Below are 21,098 nucleotides of genomic sequence, written 5' to 3' on the forward strand. Positions count from 1 at the left end.
CAACGGCACCAATATCGGGACCAATATGGGGGCCCCGGAAGTCTCCAGTGAACACCCAGGGGCATGCGCCCGGCGGGTAGCCCGGGGGGCAGTAACCTACCGATCCCCAGAGGATTTTCTGGGTAGACTCGGAGCCAGGTCCTTCTAGCAGCCCTCGGAAGAGGTTCCACTGATGCGAGTAATTAGCTACAACCTCCGCAAGCACAAGGCCAGCGGAGAGCTGGTCAATCTGGCCCGCAATTTCGGAATCGATGCCCTCTGCCTCCAGGAATGCGATTCCGCGGACCTGCCGGAAACCCTCGGTCCCCTGCACCTGGCCGACTTCACCAAAGGCAACAGGCTCGGACTGGCGATCTACTACCGCACCGAGCGGTTCACGGCGCTGGAAACCAAAACCTTTGCCCTGAAGAAGTCCATGCACGACCACGTCATGGCACCCGCCCACGAGCGCCTCATCGGCACCCGGGTGGTGGACAACGAGACGGACCACGAACTGGTGATCGGCTCCTTTCACGCGGCGCCGCTGACCGCTTCCAATTCACTTCGCCGGAAGCAGATCCATGCCGCGCACGCGGAGCTCCTGAGCATGGGCAGCGGACTCATGACGCTGATGGTCGGCGACTTCAACTACCCGTTCTTCACCAAGAGCCTGCATGCGCACATGAAGGACTCGGGCTATGCCCTGTCGCTCAGCAACCGCAGGACGTACACGCGCTACAAGGTCTTCAAGGGGCACTTCGACTTCGCCACGTCCCTGGGGCTGGATATTTCGAGCGTGGAGACACTGCCGCGCGGCAAATCGGACCACTTGCCGATCCTGGTCACCGCGGAATACGGCCAGGACCGCTCACCGATCAAAAGGCAGCCCGTCTCCTGACGCGGCGCCGTCCGCCAAAGGGATAATGTCGATCCGGCCGTCCCGGCCGACGACAACCAGTGCACGGGGGCAGCTGATGCCGTTCAGCGCCTGTGCCAGATCTGCGGGATCCGGCTGCATGTCTGAACCCTCGACGCCGGTTTCCGCCGCGCCGAGTTCCACCGTGCCGAGGGCGGCAGCATCGGCGGGTCCCGCTGTGCCGGATCCCGCGGCGGCAGCGCCGCCGTCGGCCCTTTTCCACACCGTAACTTCGGCGCCGCTGGCGTCGCGTATGGCGCGGGATAACGGAACGGGATCTGAGGCGGTCACGAGGATCACGTGGCCGATTCCGCCCCTGGGGACCGGCTCCGCGGACGGCTCCCCCGGCGGCGGGACGGGTTCCGTGGGCGGCGGGACCGTCCGTTGCCGCCGCCAGACACCGTAATGGTAGGCCGCGACCAGTCCCGTGGCCGTCAGCAGGCCGAGCGGGGCGCGCACCCTCCCGAGCAGGCTGCCCCTGCCGGAGGCATCGAGGAGATGCTCAAATGCCAGGTAGCCGATCACCAGCAGCGCGATGAGGGCCACCACGGCACTGATACCGAAAACCACCACCAGGTAAATGCGCTGGCCCCGGTGCTCAGACGGCTCAAGGCTCCTCTGACGGATCCGCTGATGGTGCCGCGGGTGCAGAGGGTCCCACATCTGCCACCAAACCGGACCGCCCACGGACAAAGCGCTAAGGCCGCCCAATAGCAGCGTCCGCAGGCCTGTTCCCGCGAGCGCGGTTTCCGCCAGCCCGAGTGACGCATTCATCACCACGCCGACCCCTGAGGCCGCGGCGACCAATGCGGCACCGGCCGCCAGCAGCCGGGACGCCTCGCGCATAGCGCCTGGCCTGTGCCCTGCGAGCGCAGCGTGATAGCGCCAGACCACCGCGCCGATCACGGCCGCCGCCACAGCGGGACCAAGTGGTTCCAGGAGCTGCGGAAGCGGGCCCGAGCGGTCAAAGGCCAATCGGAGCAGCACATAGAGTGAGGCGATCGCGCCGGAGAGGGCAAGGATGCAGCCGCCAAGGACACCGACGACGGCAAGTGCCACGTTGGCCAGGCCCGTTGTCAGGAAACGTCCGCGGCCACGGATCCAATGCCACCACCAGACCACGGCTCCACCGGCCGCCCACACCAGAGGCTGCAGCACCGGGACCCACCAAGGGTTCCCGAAAGACTGCGTTCCGGTGAATCCCTGAAGTCCGGCATCGAGAAGGTTTCCCAGGGCCGTGGCAGCCCCGCCTGCACCGATCAACAGCCCGAACACCGAGCCCACCACAACGGGCACGCCGGCGAGGCGGCGGGGCCCTCTGGCCGGATCCAGCCACATCCACCGGTGCCACACCCAAACCAGAGCCCACACCAGGCCCGTGGCTGCTTCCGAATACCATTGCGGCGCCTCCCCGCCGATGAGCGAGGACGCCAGCCCGAGAAGTGCCGTGGCGAACGTGATGAGGGCGACAGCATAGACGCCGGCGATGTAGAGGCCCCAGGATAGCGCGGCCCTTTCCCCGCCCTCGCGCAGCCGTCGCCACACTGCCCACCAGAGAAGGGCCGCGAGCGTGCCGCCGACCAAAGCGAAGGCGAGCGACCTGGCCAGCCCGCCGACGTCGCCCTCCGCCAGCGAGGCTCCGCTGGAGAACAGCCGCCCCAGCAGGCCGCTCAGGCCCGATGCCGCGATCAGGACAAGGGCAAACAGGAGCAGGAAAAGTATCAGGCGGCGGACAATGGTCAGCGCCGAGTGCTGTGGCAGGGCCGTATCCGGCCGGACAGTGCTCATGGGCTCACAGCAGCGGCCGGGCAGATGGTGAACCGCCAGGGGGCGGTTTTCACGAGCCACCGCCCGCCGACCTTGACGAGGTCAAACACGCCCTCGGACTCATATTCCTGGCTTCCGAACGGACCGCTTCCATTCGAAACCGTGATGGCCACGTGGACGTCCGCGGAGTCGGCGCGTTCCGTCGTTGACACGAGAGTGACCCGCAGCCCGCTGCGGGCAGCGCGCTCTACCGGGCCGCACGGCCGCCCGGACCGGTCCGCCAGGTAACCTGACGCGGTGGCTTCATCGCCGTCGAGCACCGCGGCGGCGTAGCGCTGCACAACGCCCGCGGGCGTCCCCTCGTCCAGTGGTTCCGGCTGGCCACGGAAGAAGACCGCAGCCAGCGCCACCACTACGAGGCCGGCAATGACGGAAAGGATGACGATCAGGATCCGATCGGGTCGTCTCGCCGATTCACGCACCGCAGGAGCTACGTAGTGCGGTGCTCGACGGCGAAATCGCCGCCGGGATACAGGATGGTCTCGTGGCCGTCGTCAAAGCGGACGTGGTACGGCGGAGTTCCGTTAGGGCCACGGACTTCCAGAATCTCCCCATGCCGGTCCGACGATTCCACCGTCCGGCCATGGATGATGATGCGGTCTCCTTGTGCTGCCTCCATGGCAATCACCTCCCAGCCCTAGCGTACGGTTTCCGTCCCGGCTTCGGAACAGCCTGCGGGCCGGATGTTTCTACTCCGGCCGCTTAGGCCCTGCCTCGTGCGTGCAGGATGCAAAACGGCGTCCAGGGCCGGGCTTCGAGCCTGCCCTCCGCGATCTGTTCGCCGCATATCGCACACGAGCCGTAAGTGCCGGCAGCGATCCGGTCCAAAGCTGCCTCGACCTGGGCAAGGCCGGACCTGCTCTGGTCCAGCAGTGCCGACGCCTGGGACAGTTCGAAGGCGATCGTGGCGCCTTCGGGATCGTGTTCGTCGTCCACGTTTGAGTTCTGCCGGGCAATGTTGGCCGAGGCAATGTCTGCGCGGAGCGCGGGCAGCAGGGCGAGTTTCCGTGCCCGTTCCTCCTCCAGGAGCATCCGGAACCGCCCGACGTCAATCACGGAGCACCCGCCGTTCGTGGTCGAGGAGTTTCTGACTGAGCGCGGGCCAGGAAGCGGCGAAGGTGGGATGCAGGTTCAGCCGCGCCACGTTCTCGACCGGGATCCATCTCAGTTCAATGCTCTCCGGGTCGGTGATGGTTGGCTCGAACGGTTCCACCACCCGGACGGCGACCGTGGTGTAGGACCAGTAGCCGACGTCGAAGACGGACGTAAACAGGACTCTGACGTTGCCCTCCGGGACAGCGGCTTCCTCAAAGGCTTCGCGCAGCGCCCCGGTGACGGCATCCTCCCCCTGGTGGAGCGCACCGCCGGGCAGCCCCCAGGTTCCGCCGTGGTCGCTCCAGACGGCGCGGTGCTGCAGCAGGATGCCCTTCCCGGGGTCATGGGCCAGGAGCCCGGCGGATCCAAAGCGTCCCCAGAATCTTCCGTGGTCGCCCTCCACCCATGCATCGCCTGGGTCCCGTGGGCCAAGCGGGCGGCGGGGATCTCCGGGCGGGGCAGGCACGATTCTCTCCATCGTCCCAGTCTGCCTCATGGGAAGATGCTTTGATGAGCCTCCGGCTAGTGCTGATTTCCGACACCCATGTGCCTAAGCGGGCACGGGGATTGCCCGATCAGGTGTGGGCCGCCGTCGCCAACGCGGATGTCGTGTTCCATGCCGGTGACTGGGTAACCGCGGAACTGTTGGACGAGTTCGAACGCCGCAGCCGGAGGCTGGTCGGGGTGTACGGCAACAACGACGGCGCCGAGCTTCGGGAGCGTCTGCCGGAAACGGCCAGCATCACGCTGGAAGGCTTACGCATCAGCATGGTCCACGAGACGGGCCCCGCAAAAGGCCGCGAGGAGCGATGCGAGGCGCTCTTCCCGGACTCCGACATCCTGGTCTTCGGCCACTCGCACATTCCCTGGGACACGACCTCGGCGGGCGGGCTGCGCCTGCTGAACCCCGGCTCGCCCACAGACCGCCGCCGCCAGCCCGTGTGCACGTACATGACCGCTGCCGTCGACAGCGGCCGTCTGGTTGACCTGGAACTGGTGGAGGTCACAAAACCCCCGGAGCGGCAGGAAGCCCCGCCTGCAACGACAGGCGGGGCTTCGGGGTCAGGTCAGATCAGTCGTGCTTGAAGGCATCCTTGACCTTTTCGCCGGCCTGCTTGAGGTCAGCCTTGGCCTGATCCGTCTTTCCCTCGGCTTCCAGGCCTTCATCGTCCCTGGCCTTGCCAGCGCTCTCCTTGGCCTTGCCACCAAGCTTCTCTGCTGCGTGATCAATCTTGTCGTCCAGACCCATGACACTGTCCTTCCGTCCGCGTAGCCCGCTGGCTGCGGGCAGGCTGGTGCTTCAAGTGTAGAACCGCCGAACAGCCCGGTGAAGGATGGGAGGACTCCCCCTTAAACCTTGGGAAGACCCCCTCTTTGCGGGGGGCTGGCACCACCACCAGTTCGGGTCCGGGGACCGGGCTTTTCCCAAGACGCAAAAGGGACACTGGCGGTGTCCTGAAGAACAAGGGAGCCGCGACCTGTTGATGAGGGACTGCCGGGTCCCGGCGCATTCACCCCTGATGCGCAGGGACCTGGCGACCTCTCTTCTCCCACTCTCAGTCCAGGTCGCGCTGTTTCTTCAGCAGCTCGTCCGTAGCGGCGTCCGGCTCTCCCTCGAAGAAGCGGCTGAGTACCTGCTTGAATGCAGGCTCCCCCGGCGCTGCGCGGAGGAACAGGGTCACGGATGAGTGCAGCTTCCGTGCATCGGTCCCTCCAAAAACCTCTTCTGCCGTTCGGTCCTTGAGCGCCCCGACAGTATCAGCGCACTCGATCAGCCGCGGGCCGAGGACCGGGTGCTGCAGATAGGCAGTGGCTTCCTCCAGCGAACAAATCGCATACTTCCTGGATGTGGCGCTCTGCCCGAGTCCTGCGATCTGGGGAAATATGAACCACATCCAGTGGCTTCGTTTGCTGCCGGTCTGCAGCTCAGTGAGCGCCTGTTCATAGGTGCCGCCACTGTTTTGGGCCGTTACGAAGCGGTCCAGGTCAAAGGGATCCTCCACTGCAGCTCCTAAGTTGATGCATCCCGCTCGATCTCGTCGGCCAGGGTGTCCACGTCCTCCGGGCGCATAGAGATGCCGGCGCCATCGAGGCGCTCCTGCAGGACATGATTCACGTCGTCGTCGACGACGTGGCCGAGACGGATATCGTCACGGATTTCATCCGCGATGTGCTCTACCGTCTCGGGATCAGCCGGGACCTGCGCCCCCGGTCCGGGCTCATCGTCAAAATAGTCAGCGCCAGTGGCTGCGGAATCAGTCATACCCCATCGTGGCCGCGCCCTGCGGCGGCGGTCAATCCCCCAGAAGGCACTCTGGAGGAGCTGATTTCCAGTGAGGATCCGTTCACTCAGCCGTAATGCTGCCGCTCCTGGCCGGACCTCACCGTGGCGGTCTCCCGGTTCCCGTGTTTCCGCGCCCAGGTTCGAGGAGCGGCCAATCACACGAGGCCACCCGAGGGCTTCCGTTAACATGCCTGAAATAGTCCGGTCATGCGGGCTTTACGCAAGGTCCCATTCCGAAACTTTTACGAAACGCAGCCAGCCCCGCCCCGAAACAAAGCCCGACAAGTATCGACGAGGGGAAAACGGCGGGCATCAACGGAGCCCGGTTGGCTACTGTGATGCGAAGGGACACACCGGTGGAACTCACTGCTGGAAACATCTGGATACTGCTGTCGACGGCGCTCGTTCTGCTGATGACCCCTGCCCTGGGCTTGTTTTATGGGGGTATGACGCGGGCGAAGGCCTCGCTCAACATGATCATGATGAGTTTCGTCTCGGCAGGCATCGTCGGAGTCGTCTGGGTCCTCTGGGGTTACTCGATGAGCGGCGGCGAAGGCATCATGGGCCTCTTCGGCAATCCGTTCGCCAGTTTCGGGCTGACCAACCTTGCCGGTACCGACCTCATCAAAGCCGGCTACAGCGCCACGTTCGCCATGCTCACCGTTGCCCTCATCAGTGGCGCTATCGCCGACCGGGCGAAGTTCACGGCCTGGGTTGTTTTCGTTCCGCTCTGGATCACAGCCGTCTACTGCCCTCTCGCCTACATGGTCTGGGGCGGTGGCCTCATGAGCCGGGGCGGAGCTGTCACTGCGGCGTTCGGTCAGGTCATCGACTTCGCCGGCGGCACCGTCGTCGAAATCAGCTCCGGCAGCGCGGCGTTGGTCCTCGCCCTCATCGTCGGCAAGCGCCACGGCTTCGGCAAGGATCCCGGCCACCGGCCCCACAACGTCCCGTTCATCATGCTCGGCGCGGCCCTCCTGTGGTTCGGCTGGTTTGGCTTCAATGCCGGTGCAGCCACGACCGCCGAGCAGGCCGGACTGATCTGGACCAATACCCTCGTGGCCCCTGCCGCCGCACTGCTCAGCTGGCTCGTTACCGAGAAGGTCCGCCACGGCCACCCGACGTCCCTCGGTGCCGCGTCCGGGGCCGTCGCCGGTCTGGTGGCCATCACCCCGTCCTGCGCAAACATCAGCCCCCTGGCCGCGGTGGGCCTGGGGCTCGTGGCTGGGTTCGCCTGCGCCATGTTCGTGGAATTGAAGTACAAGTTCGGCTTCGACGATTCCCTTGACGTCGTGGGCGTGCACCTGGGCGCCGGGTTGGTCGGAACGCTGGCGCTGGGCTTCATCGCCCTGCCGGTCGACGGGGCGGGCGGAGGTCTCCTCTATGGCGGCGGCTTCCAGCAGCTCATTGCCCAGACCGTGGCGACGCTCATCACCCTGGGCCTCTCAGTCCTCATGACGGCCGTCATCGGCATCGCGATCCACAAGACCATCGGCTTCCGGGTCAGCCACGAGGACGAGGTCGCCGGCGTCGATCTGTCCGAGCACGCCGAGACTGCGTACGAGTTCGGGGCATTGGGGCACGGCCAATTCCACCCGCGCCCCCAGATCCTGCACCCGGTGGCGACAGCGTCCCCCGTTGAGGCCGAGGCCGTCCAACCAGAAGCCGAGGCCGTCGAAGAGCCCGAGAAGGTCAGCGCCTAACCACGTCTTTGAGCGGCGGGCGAAAGCCGCAGCTCGGGCCGGCTTTTTGACACTTCATCGAGGACCAGCGCGATTGCCTCCCGGGCAGCGTCGCCGTCGGGTCCGGGAGCTGCGGGCTCCGCGAGAATGAACGCCGCCCGGCTTGAGAACCTGTCCCAGTCACCGCCGCCACGCTGCAGGGCACGCAGCGGAGCCAGGAGGGCGGCGCGGCGCAGCCACACGTCAGGTTCACGGGCCCACCGGTCGAGCACGGACTCAGCGCGGCCCCTGCCCTGCGCGTCGATGCTCTCCATCAGCGGCCCAACGACGTCCACGGCCAGGGAATCGACCAGTGCGCGCAACCGGGCGGTTCTGACAAAGCCTTCGATGCGGGTCAGATCCGAGTTCCTGAGAAGCCGCACCTTGGATTGCAGGAGAACCGCGGCTGCGAGGCGGCGTTCAAAGACCGGCTCGGACCACAGCTCGGAACTCAACGCGGTGATGTCATCATGCGTCAGGTCGGAGTGACGGCGGAGCGCGTCTCTGACTGTGCCGCGCACTGCACCGACGGAGGACCCGTAAAATTCAAGCTGGTCGCCCTGCGCGTCTCCGCTTTGGAGATCCCCGCCTTGGAGATCCCCGCGCTGAAGATGCCCGTCCTGGAAACGGTCACCATACGTGCGGCGCATCTCGTCGGCCCTGTACCAGGCCCCTTCCCGCTGCAGGGCGCGGTCGATGAACTCGCCAGCCTCACTCATCTCTTTATTCTGCGCCGTCCGTTTCCGTGGCGGCCAATCCGCATCCCGGAAGCCAGTGACACCGGCCCTGCGGCCGGGTTCTCCGTGTCTCCCCGCACATGACCGACGGCGGCCACGCAGGAGGCGCCGCCGTCGGCCGTTGCCTGCTTTTTCCTCGGCCTGCTCAACGCGGGGGCTTATGCAGCAAGGCGCCCGCGCCTATACTCATCGCACCGGCTCTATCGCTGCACGTCCATTACTGCGCGGATCACGCGCGCGTCATTGCGCGGAGGCAGCGACGGAACGTTGGAAAGTCGAGGCAGCCGTGGTCAAGATTCCGTTTATGCACCCACACCATTGGAACTCAGAGACGTCCAAACAGCCGCGGCGGAAAGCTTTTTCATGGCTGCGGCGGGAAGAGAGCCAATTCAGCCACGGCAGGAGCAGTTTGTTCTTCCTCGCGCACGATACTCCGCAGCCGCCCTCTGTGACGTGCATCCAGGGGCACGAAGTCCGGCCAGGCGAAACAACCTGCGACCACGGGCATCCGGTCGGTTGACCTGCGGGACTCCCATTAGCTGTTGCGGTATGCGGCCAGGAAGGTTGAGATCCTGCGCACTGCTTCTTCGATATCCTCGACGGATGGCAGGATGACGAACCGGAAATGATCCGGCTGGGGCCAGTTGAAGGCCGTTCCGTGCGACACCAGGATTTTTTGGTCCCGCAGCAGGTCAAGAACGAACTGCTCGTCGTTCTTGACCGGATACAGCTCAGGATCGAGCCGTGGAAACAGGTACATGGCCCCAGCGGCGGGCACGCACGTCACCCCTGGAATGGCTGTCAGGAGTCTGTGCGCACGATCGCGCTGTTCACGCAGCCTCCCCCCGGGCCGGATCAGGGCCTCGATGCTCTGGTAGCCGCCAAGACAGGTTTGGATCGCGTGCTGGGCGGGGACGTTGGGGCACAGCCGGAGGGAAGCCAGCAGCTCGAGCCCTTCACGGTAGGCCAGTGTCACGGCGTGCGGGCCGGTGACGGCCACCCAACCGGCGCGGTAGCCGGGCATGCGGTATGCCTTGGAGAGTCCGCTGAAGGTCAGGCAGCAGACATCATCTGCGACGGAGGCAGTGTGAATGTGCTCGGCATGCTCGTAGCGGATTTTCTCGTAGATCTCGTCCGAGAAAAGCACGAGGTTGTGTTTGCGGGCCAGGGCGGCGAACTGCTCCAGGATATGCCGGGGGTAGACGGCCCCGGTGGGGTTGTTCGGGTTGATGATGACAATCGCTTTGGTGCGTTGGGTGATCTTTGACTCGACGTCAGCCATGTCCGGCCACCAGTTTTCGCCCTCGTCGCACAGGTAGTGCACCGGTTTGCCGCCTGTCAGCGCGACAGCTGCGGTCCACAGCGGGTAGTCGGGAGCGGGGATGAGGACTTCATCCCCGTTTTCCATGAACGCCTGCAGGCTCATGGAAATGAGCTCGCTGACTCCGTTGCCGATGAAGATGTCCTCGACGCCGATCTGCAGGAGGCCGCGGGTCTGGTAGTACTGGGAAATCGCCGTGCGCGCCGAGAAGATGCCCTTGGAATCGCTGTAACCCTGGGCCCCCCGCAAATGATGGATCATGTCCACGACCACGGATTCGGGCGCCTCCAGTCCGAACTCGGCGGTGTCCCCCAGATTCATTTTGAGAATCCGGTGGCCCTCGGCCTCCATTTGCTTCGCCGTTTGAAGCAGTGGCCCCCGCAGTTCATAGCGGACGTTCTGGAGTTTGCTGGAGAGCTGCATCGGACGCATGGTTGATCTTTTCATAAACCTCCCGACACGGCGTTGAAGGCGGGCGATTTTTTGCCCAGGGTTCTCCTGTTGGGGAAAGGTGGCCTGCCTCGCGAACCAGTGAGAGACTCGGTTTCATGCGTGAACTGGTCGTACTGGGCACCGCCTCCCAAGTACCAACCCGCACCCGGAACCACAACGGCTACCTGTTGCGCTGGGACGGCGAGGGACTGCTCTTCGACCCGGGAGAGGGCACGCAGCGGCAAATGATCCACGCCGGAGTCTCGGCCTCCCAAATTACGCGCATCTGCCTCACCCACGTCCACGGTGATCACTGCTTCGGGCTGCCCGGGGTGCTGTCTCGCATGGTGCTGGATGGTGTGACGCACCCGGTTCATCTGCACTATCCCGCCAGCGGCGACGACATCGTCCGCGCGCTGGTGTCCGTCGCCTCCCCCGGCCTGGATCTGCGGCTGCAGCCCCACGCCGAGGCGGGACAGATCGCTCCGGGCCTGGAGGTGCAGCCTCTGCGGCACCGCATTGAAACCTTCGGCTACCGGCTCAGCGAACCTGACGGCCGCACGTTTCTGCCTGAGGGGCTGAAGGCGGCGGGCATAACCGGCCCGGACATCGGGCGGCTGCAACGTGAGGGGATCCTTCACGGCGTGCGACCTGAGGACGTGAGCGTGCCCCGGCCGGGTCAGCGCTTCGCCTTCGTCATGGACACCGCTCCCTGCGGGGGCGCCGAAGCGCTGGCCGAAGGCGTGGACCTGCTGGTGGCCGAGTCAACGTTCAGTGATGACGACGCATCCCTGGCCACGCAGTATGCCCACCTCACGGCGGGTCAGGCCGGTGATCTGGCGGCCGGCGGCGGGGCCGGCACGCTGGTCCTCACCCATTTCTCGTCCCGCTATGGGGATACCGGCCTGCTCGCGGACCAGGCAAGGGCAAGGGCGGACGGCGCTGCGGTTATTGCGGCGAATGATCTCGACAGGATCAGCTTTCCCAAGCGGCGGCCAGTAACGTGACCTGGGGCAGGCAAGCCGGTCACCTGGTGCCTAGGAAGTCCCGCGGGAAAAGTAGAATTGCAACGCCATGCGATGCTCCTACTTTGATGCTGCCCGTTGCCTTTCGTGCACACAGATGGGTCAACCCTACTCCGAACAGTTAGCCGCCAAAGAGCTGCACTGCCGAACGCTGCTCGCCGGCCACAGTTCGCTCCAATGGCTGCCGCCGGTGGAAAGCCGGGAGTCTGGTTTCCGTAACAAGGCCAAGATGGTCGTCGGAGGCTCGGTGCGGAATCCTACCCTCGGTATTCTCGACACCGAGGGGCAGGGCGTGGACCTGCGCCAATGCGGGGTATGCTCCCCCGGCCTGCAGGCCTGTTTCCCGGGCTTCGCTTCGTTCATCAGCCAGGCCAGGCTTACGCCATATGACGTGCCGCGGCGCAGCGGCGAGCTCAAGCACCTGATCGTCACCGAATCCCCGGACGGCGAGCTGATGCTGCGCCTGGTCCTGCGGTCCGAGAACCTGATCAACCGCATCCGCCGTCACCTGCCCTTCTTGCTGGAGGCGTTGCCGCAGCTGAAGGTGGTGTCCGTCAACCTGCACCCGGAGCACAAGGCTGTGCTGGAAGGCGACCGGGAGGTGCTGCTTACTGAGCAGTCAACGCTACGGATGCGCGTCAATGACCTCGACCTCCATCTGAGGCCGCAGAGCTTCTTCCAGACCAATACCGAGATGGCGGCTGCCCTGTACCGCCAGGGAAGCGAATGGGTGGGTGAGGTCGCGCCGGCTTCCGTCTGGGACCTCTATTGCGGCGTTGGCGGCTTTGCCCTGCACTGCGCCGACCCGTCCAGGGATGTTGTCGGCGTCGAAACGAGCCGGGAAGCCATCGCCAGCGCCGAATTGAGCAGCAGGGACGCGGGCCTGCAGAGGGTTCGATTCCAGTCTGGCGACGCCACGGCCTTCGCCGTTTCCACAAGCCCGGAGCCCGAACTCGTGATCGTCAATCCTCCGAGGCGCGGTATCGGCAACGAGCTGTGCGGGTGGCTGGAATCCTCAACCGTGCAGCATGTGGTCTACTCAAGCTGCAATGCCAAATCGCTGGCCCGCGATCTTGCAGCCATGCCGTCGTTCACGGCACGACGCGTCCGGCTGTTGGATATGTTCCCTCAAACTTCCCACTACGAAGCCATGGTGCTGCTCGAGAGGTCATAGTCGGAGAAGGCAAAACCTTCACGCGCCTGCCGGTGCCTTAGACGTACCGTTTGAACCACGCCAGAGTGTCGTTCCACGCGGCGGTGGCCTGTGCCTCGTTGTAACGCTCGCCGGTGTCGTTGTGGAACGCGTGGTCGACGCCGGGATAGACCTTGATCTCATGGCGGACGTCTGTTGCGGCGAGGGCGTCCCGGAAGGCCGGCATGGCGCCGGTAATCCGGTCGTCAAGTTCCGCGTAGACACCGAAAACCGCCGGTTTGATGGCCGGAACCTTCTCCAAATCCGGTGCCGGCCCGTAAAACGCCGACGTTGCCTTAAGCCCGGTCAGTTCCGTCGCCGCCTGCCAGGTAATGCCGCCTCCAAAGCAGTAGCCGGTCATGGCGATGCGGCCTGCGTCGACGTAGTCCTGTGAGTTCAGGTAATCGAAACCGGCTTTGAAGTCGGAGACGTGGCGTTGGGCTCCTGCCTTGGTCAGCGCACCGGGTACGGCGTCCCGGTCCAGGCTCGCAGTGCCGCCCTCGCGGCTGAGCAAGTCCAATGCGAGCGCCGCATACCCGGCCTTGGCGAAACGGCGTGCCACGTCCTGGATGTGGGGAGTCAGCCCGCGGTTTTCGTGGCAGACCAGAACGGCAGGTCCGGGCCGGTTCCCCTCTGGCCGGGCAAGGTACCCACTGATGTTGGTTCCGCCCGCAGGTACCTGCACGGTCGCCGTCACCATTCCGGCGGCACCTTCCGGAACGGACAGCGGGCTCTTGGCTCCAGGAACCGCGCCCGCGGTGGCGGTTCCTGGGCCCGGGGACGGCGTTGATGGTTCGGGAGTTGGCATGGGATCGGTGCTGCGCGGAACTTCATTTGGCGTGCAGCCCACCAGCAGCATTGCCGCCGCAGCTGCACCCATGCTGCCGGTAATGAATGCCACCCGACGCGTGAAGGTGCGACGACTCATGGTGCCCGCGCGGTAATCGTCGAAAAACTCCTCGATCAGGTACTTCTCGAATTTACCTAGCTGCGTCACGAGGGCCTCCTTCAGTGTGAAGGTATCCTCCTCCGAAGTCATTCACCCGGCAAGAGGGCCGGGTGCCGGCCGGGCAACGGGCGCCGTGGGCGGGTGTACGCGTTGGTACAGCGCCGCCCCGGCGCCCGGTGGACCCGTCCGGATGAGGGACCGATTCAGTAGAAGGAGATGAGTTCGACGAGCTCCCCGACCTTCTCCTCAGGGTAGTTACGGGCGATGTCGGCCTGACTGAGCATTCCGACCAGATCATGGCCGTCAATGACCGGCAGTCGACGGACTTGGTGGTCCTGCATCGTCCGGATCGCTTCCTCGATGGAATCGTCGGCGCCGATGGTCGCGGGCTTGCCCTGGCCAAATTCCCCGGCGGTGGCGGTTCGGGGGTCGCCGCCCTCAGCGAGGCACTTGATCACAATGTCACGGTCCGTGAGCATGCCCTTGAGCCGGTTGTCCTCACCGCAGATAGGCAGAGAACCGACGTTAAGGTCCTTCATTTTCCGCGCAGCCTGTTCCAGGGTTTCATTTTCACCGACGCATTCAACGCCGCCGGTCATGATTTCACGGGCAGTGGTCATGGCATTCTCCTCAAATGATCCGACAGAGGCTTCTACATCTGCCCGGTCGGGCCGGTGTCCTCGACTTCTCCACGCCAGGCTCCGGTTTCGGTGCCGCGGGACTCGATGAAATCCTTGAATTTACGCATATCGGCTTTGACTTGCATTTCGTCAATCTTCAGGGCCGCACCTGCTTTCTCCGTGAAGGTTTCCGGCGCCCATTCAAAATGGACTTTAACCTTGGTGTGATTGGCATCGAGCGGCGTAAACCGGATGATGCCAGCATGAGACTTGCCGTCGGTGCTGCGCCAGGCGATCCGGTCGTCCGGCTCCTGGTCGACTATTTCCGTATCGAATTCCCGCTCCACACCAGCGACCTTGGTAACCCAGTGGTTGGTTGTGTCTGTCAGTTGGGTCACGGATTCAACTCCGGACATGAACTGCGGGAAGGATTCGAACTGTGTCCACTGGTTGTAGGCCGTATGGACCGGAACAGCGACATCAACGGTCTCTTCAACGGTTTGCATTTTCTTCCTCCTGTCAGTGAGGGACGGCCCGCGAAAAAACGGACCGGCAGCGGGCGCCGTTCTTCTGCAACAGCACCCCCCCTCCTGAAAGGTAAATCCACTGGCCGTCTGTGTCCAGACCCTCCAAGTCCCGGAACAGCCCGCGGGAAACCACCGAATGGGACCGTTCCTCGGCAGCCATGTTCCGCCTGGCAGTCTGGCTCTTCCAGCCCGGATCCATCTCTTACGGCAGATGCCGCTGTTTAACCATGGGCCAAAGTTGGTTGACGGCGTAGGCTTATTTCAGGCCGGCGACGGACGGTCTGGTGGTTTCCCCCATGCCACGTAGACTCCCAGCCCGCCGCCGGTCTTTGCGAGTAACAGACCGGGGCCAAGCCCCTACCGACAGGCGTGCCAACCAGGGCCGATGACCGTTTTGCGCGGCCTGTCACCGGTGCAGCCTGAGTCGCACCCTCCCCACTTTTGCGCCTGCGTTCTCGGCTTGCCCGCAATACACGATTGCCTGAATACACGCTTGAGTGTACTTTTAGGTTCATGGAAACCCTCACGCACGCTCCGGTGCTCGCGCGGTTTGGCTACGCTGTCTCGGATCCGACCCGGGCCCGGATTCTGCTGGCACTGGCCGATGAGCCGGCCTACCCGTCGGATTTGGCCGACGCGCTCGGAGTGTCTCGGCAGAGCATGTCCAACCATTTGAGCTGCTTGCGCGGCTGCGGCTTGGTAGTGGCCGCCGCCGATGGCCGGCGAACCCGGTACGAGCTCGCCGACGCCCGCTTGGGCCATGCGATCAAGGATCTGATCGGCGTCGTGCTGGCCGTTGACCCCGCCTGCTGCGCACCGGATGGGACGTGCGTCGCATGAGCAATGCCACACGGACCGTCCCGTCGCCGGCCCGCCGCGCCGTCCTGAACCGCCGCGTCCGGATGTTCGCGGCCGCGACGATCACCTACAACATCATCGAAGCCGTCGTGGCCCTCTGGGCCGGAAATGTGGCGGACTCCTCGGCACTGATCGGATTCGGCCTGGATTCGGTGATTGAGGTCGCGTCTGCCGTGGCCTTATCTTGGCAGTTCTCCGCCAAGGATCCGGTGAAACGAGAGCACCTGACCCTGCGGATCATTGCGATATCGTTCTTCGCCCTTGCCGCCTTCGTCACCGTGGATTCAGTGAGGTCCCTGACCGGCGGTGGCGAAGCCCAGCATTCCACGCCGGGCATCGTGATCGCGGCCCTCAGCCTGGCCATCATGCCGGTCCTGTCGTGGCTGCAGAGACGTGCCGGTCGGGAGCTCGGCTCCAGGACGGCTGTGGCGGATTCTAAACAGACCCTGCTGTGCACCTACTTGTCGGCAGTCCTGCTGGTCGGTCTGGTGTTGAACAGCGCGATGGGATGGTGGTGGGCCGACGCCGGTGCTGCCCTGGTCATTGCCGGGATCGCCGTCCGTGAGGGCATCAATGCCTGGCGCGGCGACGTCTGCTGCACCGTGCCGCTGGCTGCATCTGCCAGCGTCGCTGCTGATGAGGATGACTGCTGCGGCACGGATCGATCAGGCAATGGAGAAACTGGGACGGGCTGTTCAAAGACCCTCATGCCCGGCAAACCTGTGCACTTTCAGGAACTGCGGCATGGCGCCAGTCCGGATCAATCCTGACCGCCCCAGCCTTCCTCATCAGGTCATGCGTGCAGGGGCACTTCCGAAGTCTTCAGTCGCTGTCAGACCTCCTCGGACAGCGCGGATTAGGCATGGATGACTGGTCGGGCGGCCACGAATCCGACCTTGGCGAACTGATGGAGACATGGCTGACCAAAAGGCCTGGAATCGACGTGCAAAACCTCACGTGCCTCTGGTGATTGCCCGAGCGTAGCAGCCGGGGTGCGCGTAGTCTGGGGGCAAAAGCCTCAGGCCGACCAAGAACTGCGACGAGCACGCGCGGCTGCCCTGGGGCGAGCCTGATGAACAGGGGTATTGCATGGACTTTTTTCAAACGGTCATGTTTCCGTTCAACTGGTTCGTGTCCATCATCATGGTGGGCTTCCATGAGGGCCTGAGCAGCATCGGGTTGCCGCCGGGCAGCGGCTGGACGTGGACGCTGTCCATCATCGGGCTCGTGTTGGTGATCCGGGCCGCCCTGATTCCCGTGTTCGTCAAGCAGATCAAGGCGCAGCGGGGCATGCAGCTGCTGCAGCCGGACCTGAAGAAGCTGCAGGACAAGTACAAGGGCAAGAAAGACCCGCTGTCCCGCCAGGCCATGGGTCAGGAACAGATGGCCCTGTACAAGACGCACGGCACCAACCCGTTCTCCGCCTGCCTGCCCCTCCTGATCCAGATGCCGTTCTTCTTCGCGCTGTTCACGGTGCTGTCGGGCATCAGCACAGCCCGTGACCAGGGCAAGGGCATTGGTGCGATGAGCCACGCCCAGGTGATCCAGTTCGATGACTCCACCATCTTCGGCGCCCCGCTCTCGGCTACGCTGCTTCACAATCCCGAAGGCAACCCGACAGCGGTCACCATCCTGACCATCGTGATGATCCTGGCGATGACGGCTTCGCAGTTCATCACGCAGAAGCAGATCATGGCGAAGAACATGTCTGAAGAGGCCATGGCCTCCCCGTTCATGCGCCAGCAAAAAATGATGCTCTACCTCCTGCCCATCGTGTTCGGTGTGGGCGGCATCAACTTTCCCATCGGTGTCCTGATTTACTGGACGACGACCAACCTGTGGACCATGGGTCAGCAGTTCTTCGTTATCCGCCGGATGCCGACGCCGGGTTCCCCCGCAGCCAAGGCCCTCGCCGAGCGCCGGGCCGCCAAAGGCCTCCCGCCCGTCCCCTCCCTGGGAAACAAAAAGGCCGACGTCGAGGCAGAGGCCGCCGCTGCGATCGCACACGCCCACAGCCAGCGCAGCCAGCCACAACGCAAGAACAGGAAAAAGAAGAGAAAGTAGCGCCTGCCGTTCGGCTCTCGCAGCGACTGTGTTGCCGGAGCATACTGAGGTATGAGTGACTCCGACGAATTCCTTGCCTGGGTGAAGTCCGCGTTGTATCAGGCGGAAGTCGCCCTTCACAACGGGGACGCCGCGCCGCGACGGGAGCTATGGTCCCGCAAAGAGCCCGTGAGCATCTTGGGAGCGTGGCGCAGCGCTATAGGGCAGCGTGAACTGGACGAGCTGTTCACGGGCCTTGAAAGGCAATTCTCTGACTGCACGTCGTACAGCTTCGAGGTGCAGGCCTATGACGTCGTGGGCGACGTGGCCTATACCGCAGGTTTAGAGCACACTTCAGCATCAGTCGACGGCCAGCCGCGCAATTACAGCCTGCGGGCCACGCAAATTTATCGCCGCGAAGGCGGCGAATGGAAAGTGGCCCACCGGCATGCAGACACCGTGGTTGAGTGACGACTGAGAGGCATGCCCGGCCTTTACACGCACCTTCTACTAGTCCTGCCCGAGCCGGGCGTTTAGAATCACGGCCATGGGCACCTCGCAGCCGGGACCGAAGGCCGAAGTTCTTACCGTAGACGAATGCTGGAAGTATCTGGCGTCCTCTTACATCGGCAGGCTGGCCGTCATCAACGGCACGACACCCGAAATATTCCCGGTGAATTTTCTGCCCCTCGAGAGGACACTTTTGTTTCGGACGGCGCCTGGAACAAAGCTCCGTTCCTTGCTTGCGGGGACCCCTGTTGCCTTCGAGACGGACGGGCTAAACCTCTATGGAACCGAGGTTTGGAGCGTCGTTGTCAGAGGCATCCCCGGGCCCATACCAGACAGCGAGGTGAATTTGGCGATGGCAGGGCCGGATCGTGAACCTTGGGAGCCGGGTCTGAAGGAGCATCTGATTCAGATCAGGCCCACGGAGGTCACCGGGCGCAGGTTCGCCGTTCATTCGAGAACGCGGTGGTGGCCGCCTTTGGATTTCTCTTCGGACTGGACCTAGCCGCAGGATCGGCCTCCCGATCGCCGGACCTTCCCAGGTCTTGAGGCTCACAGCATTTCCGGGGCGACTTCCAGAGTGCCCTCGCGCCGGGAGATGAGCACCGGACCTTGGGCATGGTGAAGGACTGCGTGGGCGGTGGAACCGATGGTGCCTCTTATGAGCCCATGGCCTTTGGTTCCCACGACTGTAAGACGGGCTCGCCGGGACGCGTTCAGGATGGCCCGCGGGATGGAAGTATCGGTGAGAAGTTGCCTTTGGACGGTGATTCCCGGCGCCAGATCCCGGACCGTACTGACCGCTGAATCCAGATGTTCCTCTGCTGCCGCGTGAACGTCGACGGGATCCCTAAGCATTCTGTAACCGGCCGGGGCATGTTGTACGTGAACGATGATGAGGTCCGCTCCCGTCACCGCGGCCACGGCACAGGCATCCTCCAGTGCAGCCCTTGAACCTGAGCTGTCAATGGCCACAACAACGGGCCCGTCAGGGTGCTCCACAGATCGGATCACCGCAACGGGACATGCTGCGGTGGCTGCCATTTCCAGACTCACGGACCCGACGAGCAGGCCGATAAAGCCACCGATGCCGCGGCTTCCCACGACGAGCAGCTCTTCGCCTGCGGAAATTTTGGGCAGATGAACGCTGGGCCACCCGTATAGAAGGCTCGTTCGGACTTCCACCTCCGGTGCGGCCTGATTTACAACAGCCAGGCCCTCGTCGAGTGTGACTTGTGCGGACCGCTCCAGTCCGCTGTCTGCGGCGCCGGGGACGGGATCAAGATCGTGGTCCGGCAGGGGTGACAGTGTGCAATGCACCAGATGCAGGGAACAGTTCCGCAGGCCCGCCTGCTCTGCCGCCCAGCGGACGGCCAGTGCGGCTTGAGCCGAGCCGTCATAGCCGACCACGATGGTCTTGGATTCCTGCACGGTTTCTCCCTTGTCCGGTATTTCACGTTCGGTTCCTGAACCGGTGGCGTTTTCTCTCAGAGTACTTGGGGCGGTCAGGGGCCCGGGTATCCGTTTGGGGGTTGTCTCATCGCGTGAAGGCAAGCGCCAGAAGCCCTCCGAGTATGACGTAGAGCACGGCTATTGGAAAGGTGGCGCGCAGCACCTTGCCCTCCTGCCCGGTGAGGCCCACCGTGGCCACTGCAGCCACGATATTGTGTGGGCACACGATATTGCCTACCGCGGCACCGAATCCCTGGGCCCCCAGGAGGGGTAGCGCGGGAAGGCCGGCATTGTGGGCGGTAGTGGCCTGGAGTTCGGTAAAGAGCACGTTGGAGGCGGTCGCGGACCCGGTGACGAAAGTCCCGAACGCCCCGACGGCGGGTGCGACCAGCGGCCATGCCGTGCCGATTCCGGCTGCCGCAAGGGCCAGCTCCTCGGTCATCCCGGCGTGGGACATTGTGCGGGCGATGGTGACCATCGCAATCAGCGCAACCATCACCGGGCCGAGTTGCCTGGTCGCGGTCAGGAAGGCCTCCCGGACGTCGCGCCCCGGAGCCCTTTGCCCGACCGCTCCGGCGGCAAAGGCCACCGTCAGCAGCATCGCCGGGTGGAACAGCGGCCGGACGCTGCCGGAGAAGCCGGTGCCCGTTTCCCACTGGACCGTCACGCCCTCCAGGATCTCGCGTAGTGGGGGGATGAGGCGGGTGGCAAGAACCAGGGCTACCAGGACCAGGTACGGCGTGGCTGCGCGCAACAGCGCCACACGCTCCCCCAGCCCCGCGGATTGGATGCCGGAGGAGCCAGCCGTCTCCAGCCGCCGTCGGACAAGCACGACGGCGAAGACGGCAACGCCGGCCAGGGCGCCGCCGAGGGTGGGGAGTTCGGGGCCCACAAAGGTGGCAATCAGGGCGTAGGGAATCAGGAAAGAAGCCGCGGCCAGGACAGCCCAGGGCCAGAGCCTGCGGCTGCCTTTCACGGCGCGCCCGATGGTCAGCGCCACCGCAGCAGTCAGGATCCCTCCGAGGATAGCGTGGTATGGAGCTGTGGCCCTGGCCAGCTCCGCCCCGGAAAATTCAACAAGGGCGCTTTGAGCCAGCACTGGTGTGCCAATGGCGCCGAAAGAAACACCCGCGGCGTGGCCCATGAGGGCAGCTGCCACCGCAGGTACCGGAGGCATGCCGGCGGCCACCAGGAACGGTGCAGCCAACGCCACCGGGGTGCCGAATCCGGCGGCGCCTTCAAGGAACAGGACAAAGAACCACGCCACCACCAGCGCACCCAGCCGGGGGTCAGGGTGAAGGCGGGCCAGGCCCTCGCGCAAACGCTCTGCAGCCCCGGTCCGTTGCTGCAGGTAATGGATGCCCAGGGCCGGCCCGATGATACCTGCCACCGTCATGGCGACGAACGCAGCTTCGGCCACAACGCCGGCCGTTCCGGAGAGCACTGTGAACTGATCTGCCGGACCACCGAAGCCGAATGCCGCAACGGCCACCACAAGGGTGACCGCCGCTGTGACGGCCCCTGCCCGGGCGGCCGACCAGCCAGCAGCGGTCATCAGCACCAGCACCAGCAGTACCGGTGTGACGGCTAAGAATGCCAGCACGTCTGCCCGG

Annotated in this window: 25 protein-coding genes; 10 read left to right on the forward strand and 15 right to left on the reverse strand. The window is 64.5% G+C overall.

All coding sequences use genetic code 11. The features are described from left to right. The first annotated feature begins 172 nt into the window (after nt 1-172). Nucleotides 173-877, forward strand: coding sequence for an endonuclease/exonuclease/phosphatase family protein (locus AC6CH3_RS05435; RefSeq protein ID WP_498131455.1), 705 nt, complete (start codon nt 173-175; stop codon nt 875-877). Here AC6CH3_RS05435 and AC6CH3_RS05440 read toward each other — a convergent pair. From AC6CH3_RS05440 to AC6CH3_RS05460, 5 genes are all read right to left on the reverse strand, one after another. Further along, nucleotides 848-2,683, reverse strand: a complete 1,836-nt coding sequence (locus AC6CH3_RS05440) for a DUF5671 domain-containing protein (RefSeq protein ID WP_498131456.1) — start codon at nt 2,681-2,683, stop codon at nt 848-850. The genes AC6CH3_RS05435 and AC6CH3_RS05440 overlap by 30 nt on opposite strands. Further along, nucleotides 2,680-3,144: an LpqB family beta-propeller domain-containing protein gene (locus AC6CH3_RS05445; RefSeq protein ID WP_498131457.1), complete on the reverse strand. Its 465-nt coding sequence runs from the start codon at nt 3,142-3,144 to the stop codon at nt 2,680-2,682. Before AC6CH3_RS05445 ends, AC6CH3_RS05440 begins: the two co-directional genes overlap by 4 nt. An 8-nt stretch (nt 3,145-3,152) precedes the next feature. Continuing rightward, a complete protein-coding gene (locus AC6CH3_RS05450) occupies nt 3,153-3,341 on the reverse strand; it encodes a DUF1918 domain-containing protein (protein ID WP_400576020.1) in 189 nt (62 codons plus the stop codon). 83 nt (nt 3,342-3,424) lie between these two features. Then, nucleotides 3,425-3,778 (reverse strand): TraR/DksA family transcriptional regulator, encoded by a 354-nt coding sequence (locus tag AC6CH3_RS05455; RefSeq protein ID WP_498131458.1) that lies wholly within the window; start codon nt 3,776-3,778, stop codon nt 3,425-3,427. Continuing rightward, nucleotides 3,771-4,295, reverse strand: a complete 525-nt coding sequence (locus AC6CH3_RS05460) for an NUDIX domain-containing protein (protein ID WP_498131459.1) — start codon at nt 4,293-4,295, stop codon at nt 3,771-3,773. The genes AC6CH3_RS05455 and AC6CH3_RS05460 overlap by 8 nt, the downstream gene beginning before the upstream one ends. A gap of 32 nt (nt 4,296-4,327) precedes the next feature. Between AC6CH3_RS05460 and AC6CH3_RS05465 the strand changes: the two genes are divergently transcribed. Continuing rightward, nucleotides 4,328-4,903, forward strand: a complete 576-nt coding sequence (locus tag AC6CH3_RS05465; protein WP_498131460.1) for a metallophosphoesterase family protein — start codon at nt 4,328-4,330, stop codon at nt 4,901-4,903. Here the strand turns inward: AC6CH3_RS05465 and AC6CH3_RS05470 are convergent. The 3 genes from AC6CH3_RS05470 to AC6CH3_RS05480 form a co-directional block, all read right to left on the reverse strand. After that, the gene (locus AC6CH3_RS05470) at nt 4,890-5,066 is read right to left on the reverse strand and encodes a CsbD family protein (protein ID WP_498131461.1); all 177 of its coding nucleotides are present in this window, start codon (nt 5,064-5,066) and stop codon (nt 4,890-4,892) included. The genes AC6CH3_RS05465 and AC6CH3_RS05470 overlap by 14 nt on opposite strands. Before the next feature lie 307 nt (nt 5,067-5,373). Beyond that, nucleotides 5,374-5,820: a DUF1810 domain-containing protein gene (locus AC6CH3_RS05475; protein ID WP_498131462.1), complete on the reverse strand. Its 447-nt coding sequence runs from the start codon at nt 5,818-5,820 to the stop codon at nt 5,374-5,376. 8 nt (nt 5,821-5,828) lie between these two features. Beyond that, nucleotides 5,829-6,080 (reverse strand): hypothetical protein, encoded by a 252-nt coding sequence (locus tag AC6CH3_RS05480; RefSeq protein WP_498131463.1) that lies wholly within the window; start codon nt 6,078-6,080, stop codon nt 5,829-5,831. A 359-nt stretch (nt 6,081-6,439) separates the two neighbouring features. Here AC6CH3_RS05480 and AC6CH3_RS05485 point away from each other — a divergent pair, with 359 nt between their 5' ends. Further along, nucleotides 6,440-7,804, forward strand: coding sequence for an ammonium transporter (locus tag AC6CH3_RS05485; RefSeq protein WP_498131464.1), 1,365 nt, complete (start codon nt 6,440-6,442; stop codon nt 7,802-7,804). Here the strand turns inward: AC6CH3_RS05485 and AC6CH3_RS05490 are convergent. Together AC6CH3_RS05490 and AC6CH3_RS05495 are read right to left on the reverse strand one after the other, a co-directional pair. Further along, nucleotides 7,801-8,541, reverse strand: a complete 741-nt coding sequence (locus tag AC6CH3_RS05490; RefSeq protein WP_498131465.1) for a DNA alkylation repair protein — start codon at nt 8,539-8,541, stop codon at nt 7,801-7,803. The genes AC6CH3_RS05485 and AC6CH3_RS05490 overlap by 4 nt on opposite strands. Nucleotides 8,542-9,094: 553 nt before the next feature. Continuing rightward, nucleotides 9,095-10,312 carry a pyridoxal phosphate-dependent aminotransferase gene (locus AC6CH3_RS05495; RefSeq protein WP_498131539.1) on the reverse strand — a complete coding sequence of 406 codons (1,218 nt, stop codon included), beginning with the start codon at nt 10,310-10,312 and terminating at the stop codon, nt 9,095-9,097. Between the two features lie 116 nt (nt 10,313-10,428). On the opposite strand from AC6CH3_RS05495, the gene AC6CH3_RS05500 reads away from it, so the two are divergent. Together AC6CH3_RS05500 and rlmC are read left to right on the forward strand one after the other, a co-directional pair. Then, nucleotides 10,429-11,319, forward strand: coding sequence for a ribonuclease Z (locus AC6CH3_RS05500; RefSeq protein WP_498131466.1), 891 nt, complete (start codon nt 10,429-10,431; stop codon nt 11,317-11,319). A gap of 67 nt (nt 11,320-11,386) precedes the next feature. Then, complete coding sequence (rlmC, locus tag AC6CH3_RS05505; RefSeq protein WP_498131467.1) at nt 11,387-12,511, forward strand: 23S rRNA (uracil(747)-C(5))-methyltransferase RlmC; 1,125 nt, start codon at nt 11,387-11,389, stop codon at nt 12,509-12,511. A 37-nt stretch (nt 12,512-12,548) separates the two neighbouring features. Here rlmC and AC6CH3_RS05510 read toward each other — a convergent pair whose 3' ends face one another. From AC6CH3_RS05510 to AC6CH3_RS05520, 3 genes are all read right to left on the reverse strand, one after another. After that, nucleotides 12,549-13,526 (reverse strand): dienelactone hydrolase family protein, encoded by a 978-nt coding sequence (locus AC6CH3_RS05510; RefSeq protein ID WP_498131468.1) that lies wholly within the window; start codon nt 13,524-13,526, stop codon nt 12,549-12,551. 155 nt (nt 13,527-13,681) lie between these two features. After that, complete coding sequence (locus AC6CH3_RS05515; protein ID WP_494034448.1) at nt 13,682-14,098, reverse strand: CBS domain-containing protein; 417 nt, start codon at nt 14,096-14,098, stop codon at nt 13,682-13,684. A 32-nt stretch (nt 14,099-14,130) separates the two neighbouring features. Beyond that, nucleotides 14,131-14,604 (reverse strand): SRPBCC family protein, encoded by a 474-nt coding sequence (locus AC6CH3_RS05520; protein WP_498131469.1) that lies wholly within the window; start codon nt 14,602-14,604, stop codon nt 14,131-14,133. A 534-nt stretch (nt 14,605-15,138) separates the two neighbouring features. Here AC6CH3_RS05520 and AC6CH3_RS05525 point away from each other — a divergent pair. The 5 genes from AC6CH3_RS05525 (at nt 15,139) to AC6CH3_RS05545 (ending at nt 18,538) form a co-directional block, all read left to right on the forward strand. Next, on the forward strand, nt 15,139-15,465 hold the full coding sequence (locus AC6CH3_RS05525) for an ArsR/SmtB family transcription factor (protein ID WP_498131470.1): 327 nt from the start codon (nt 15,139-15,141) through the stop codon (nt 15,463-15,465). Further along, complete coding sequence (locus AC6CH3_RS05530; protein ID WP_498131471.1) at nt 15,462-16,253, forward strand: cation diffusion facilitator family transporter; 792 nt, start codon at nt 15,462-15,464, stop codon at nt 16,251-16,253. The genes AC6CH3_RS05525 and AC6CH3_RS05530 overlap by 4 nt, the downstream gene beginning before the upstream one ends. A gap of 319 nt (nt 16,254-16,572) precedes the next feature. Further along, complete coding sequence (gene yidC, locus AC6CH3_RS05535) at nt 16,573-17,547, forward strand: membrane protein insertase YidC (protein WP_498131472.1); 975 nt, start codon at nt 16,573-16,575, stop codon at nt 17,545-17,547. A 51-nt stretch (nt 17,548-17,598) separates the two neighbouring features. After that, nucleotides 17,599-17,997, forward strand: coding sequence for a nuclear transport factor 2 family protein (locus AC6CH3_RS05540; protein WP_498131473.1), 399 nt, complete (start codon nt 17,599-17,601; stop codon nt 17,995-17,997). 76 nt (nt 17,998-18,073) lie between these two features. Continuing rightward, nucleotides 18,074-18,538 (forward strand): pyridoxamine 5'-phosphate oxidase family protein, encoded by a 465-nt coding sequence (locus tag AC6CH3_RS05545; RefSeq protein WP_498131474.1) that lies wholly within the window; start codon nt 18,074-18,076, stop codon nt 18,536-18,538. A 47-nt stretch (nt 18,539-18,585) separates the two neighbouring features. Here AC6CH3_RS05545 and AC6CH3_RS05550 read toward each other — a convergent pair whose 3' ends face one another. Together AC6CH3_RS05550 and AC6CH3_RS05555 are read right to left on the reverse strand one after the other, a co-directional pair. Beyond that, nucleotides 18,586-19,464 carry a universal stress protein gene (locus AC6CH3_RS05550; RefSeq protein ID WP_498131475.1) on the reverse strand — a complete coding sequence of 293 codons (879 nt, stop codon included), beginning with the start codon at nt 19,462-19,464 and terminating at the stop codon, nt 18,586-18,588. Between the two features lie 106 nt (nt 19,465-19,570). Then, on the reverse strand, nt 19,571-21,088 hold the full coding sequence (locus AC6CH3_RS05555; RefSeq protein ID WP_498131476.1) for an L-lactate permease: 1,518 nt from the start codon (nt 21,086-21,088) through the stop codon (nt 19,571-19,573). Nucleotides 21,089-21,098 lie beyond the last annotated feature (10 nt).

The sequence above is a fragment of the Arthrobacter sp. GQ119 genome, from assembly GCF_059759125.1.

What these genes read in the sequence shown, in the direction of transcription:
- AC6CH3_RS05435 (WP_498131455.1), top strand. Translation starts at nt 173, where the DNA reads ATGCGAGTAATTAGCTACAACCTCCGCAAGCACAAGGCCAGCGGAGAG.
- AC6CH3_RS05440 (WP_498131456.1), bottom strand. Translation starts at nt 2,683, where the DNA reads ATGAGCACTGTCCGGCCGGATACGGCCCTGCCACAGCACTCGGCGCTG.
- AC6CH3_RS05450 (WP_400576020.1), bottom strand. Translation starts at nt 3,341, where the DNA reads ATGGAGGCAGCACAAGGAGACCGCATCATCATCCATGGCCGGACGGTG.
- AC6CH3_RS05460 (WP_498131459.1), bottom strand. Translation starts at nt 4,295, where the DNA reads ATGGAGAGAATCGTGCCTGCCCCGCCCGGAGATCCCCGCCGCCCGCTT.
- AC6CH3_RS05465 (WP_498131460.1), top strand. Translation starts at nt 4,328, where the DNA reads ATGAGCCTCCGGCTAGTGCTGATTTCCGACACCCATGTGCCTAAGCGG.
- AC6CH3_RS05470 (WP_498131461.1), bottom strand. Translation starts at nt 5,066, where the DNA reads ATGGGTCTGGACGACAAGATTGATCACGCAGCAGAGAAGCTTGGTGGC.
- AC6CH3_RS05480 (WP_498131463.1), bottom strand. Translation starts at nt 6,080, where the DNA reads ATGACTGATTCCGCAGCCACTGGCGCTGACTATTTTGACGATGAGCCC.
- AC6CH3_RS05485 (WP_498131464.1), top strand. Translation starts at nt 6,440, where the DNA reads ATGCGAAGGGACACACCGGTGGAACTCACTGCTGGAAACATCTGGATA.
- AC6CH3_RS05490 (WP_498131465.1), bottom strand. Translation starts at nt 8,541, where the DNA reads ATGAGTGAGGCTGGCGAGTTCATCGACCGCGCCCTGCAGCGGGAAGGG.
- AC6CH3_RS05495 (WP_498131539.1), bottom strand. Translation starts at nt 10,312, where the DNA reads ATGCGTCCGATGCAGCTCTCCAGCAAACTCCAGAACGTCCGCTATGAA.
- AC6CH3_RS05500 (WP_498131466.1), top strand. Translation starts at nt 10,429, where the DNA reads ATGCGTGAACTGGTCGTACTGGGCACCGCCTCCCAAGTACCAACCCGC.
- rlmC (WP_498131467.1), top strand. Translation starts at nt 11,387, where the DNA reads ATGCGATGCTCCTACTTTGATGCTGCCCGTTGCCTTTCGTGCACACAG.
- AC6CH3_RS05515 (WP_494034448.1), bottom strand. Translation starts at nt 14,098, where the DNA reads ATGACCACTGCCCGTGAAATCATGACCGGCGGCGTTGAATGCGTCGGT.
- AC6CH3_RS05520 (WP_498131469.1), bottom strand. Translation starts at nt 14,604, where the DNA reads ATGCAAACCGTTGAAGAGACCGTTGATGTCGCTGTTCCGGTCCATACG.
- AC6CH3_RS05525 (WP_498131470.1), top strand. Translation starts at nt 15,139, where the DNA reads ATGGAAACCCTCACGCACGCTCCGGTGCTCGCGCGGTTTGGCTACGCT.
- AC6CH3_RS05530 (WP_498131471.1), top strand. Translation starts at nt 15,462, where the DNA reads ATGAGCAATGCCACACGGACCGTCCCGTCGCCGGCCCGCCGCGCCGTC.
- yidC (WP_498131472.1), top strand. Translation starts at nt 16,573, where the DNA reads ATGGACTTTTTTCAAACGGTCATGTTTCCGTTCAACTGGTTCGTGTCC.
- AC6CH3_RS05540 (WP_498131473.1), top strand. Translation starts at nt 17,599, where the DNA reads ATGAGTGACTCCGACGAATTCCTTGCCTGGGTGAAGTCCGCGTTGTAT.
- AC6CH3_RS05545 (WP_498131474.1), top strand. Translation starts at nt 18,074, where the DNA reads ATGGGCACCTCGCAGCCGGGACCGAAGGCCGAAGTTCTTACCGTAGAC.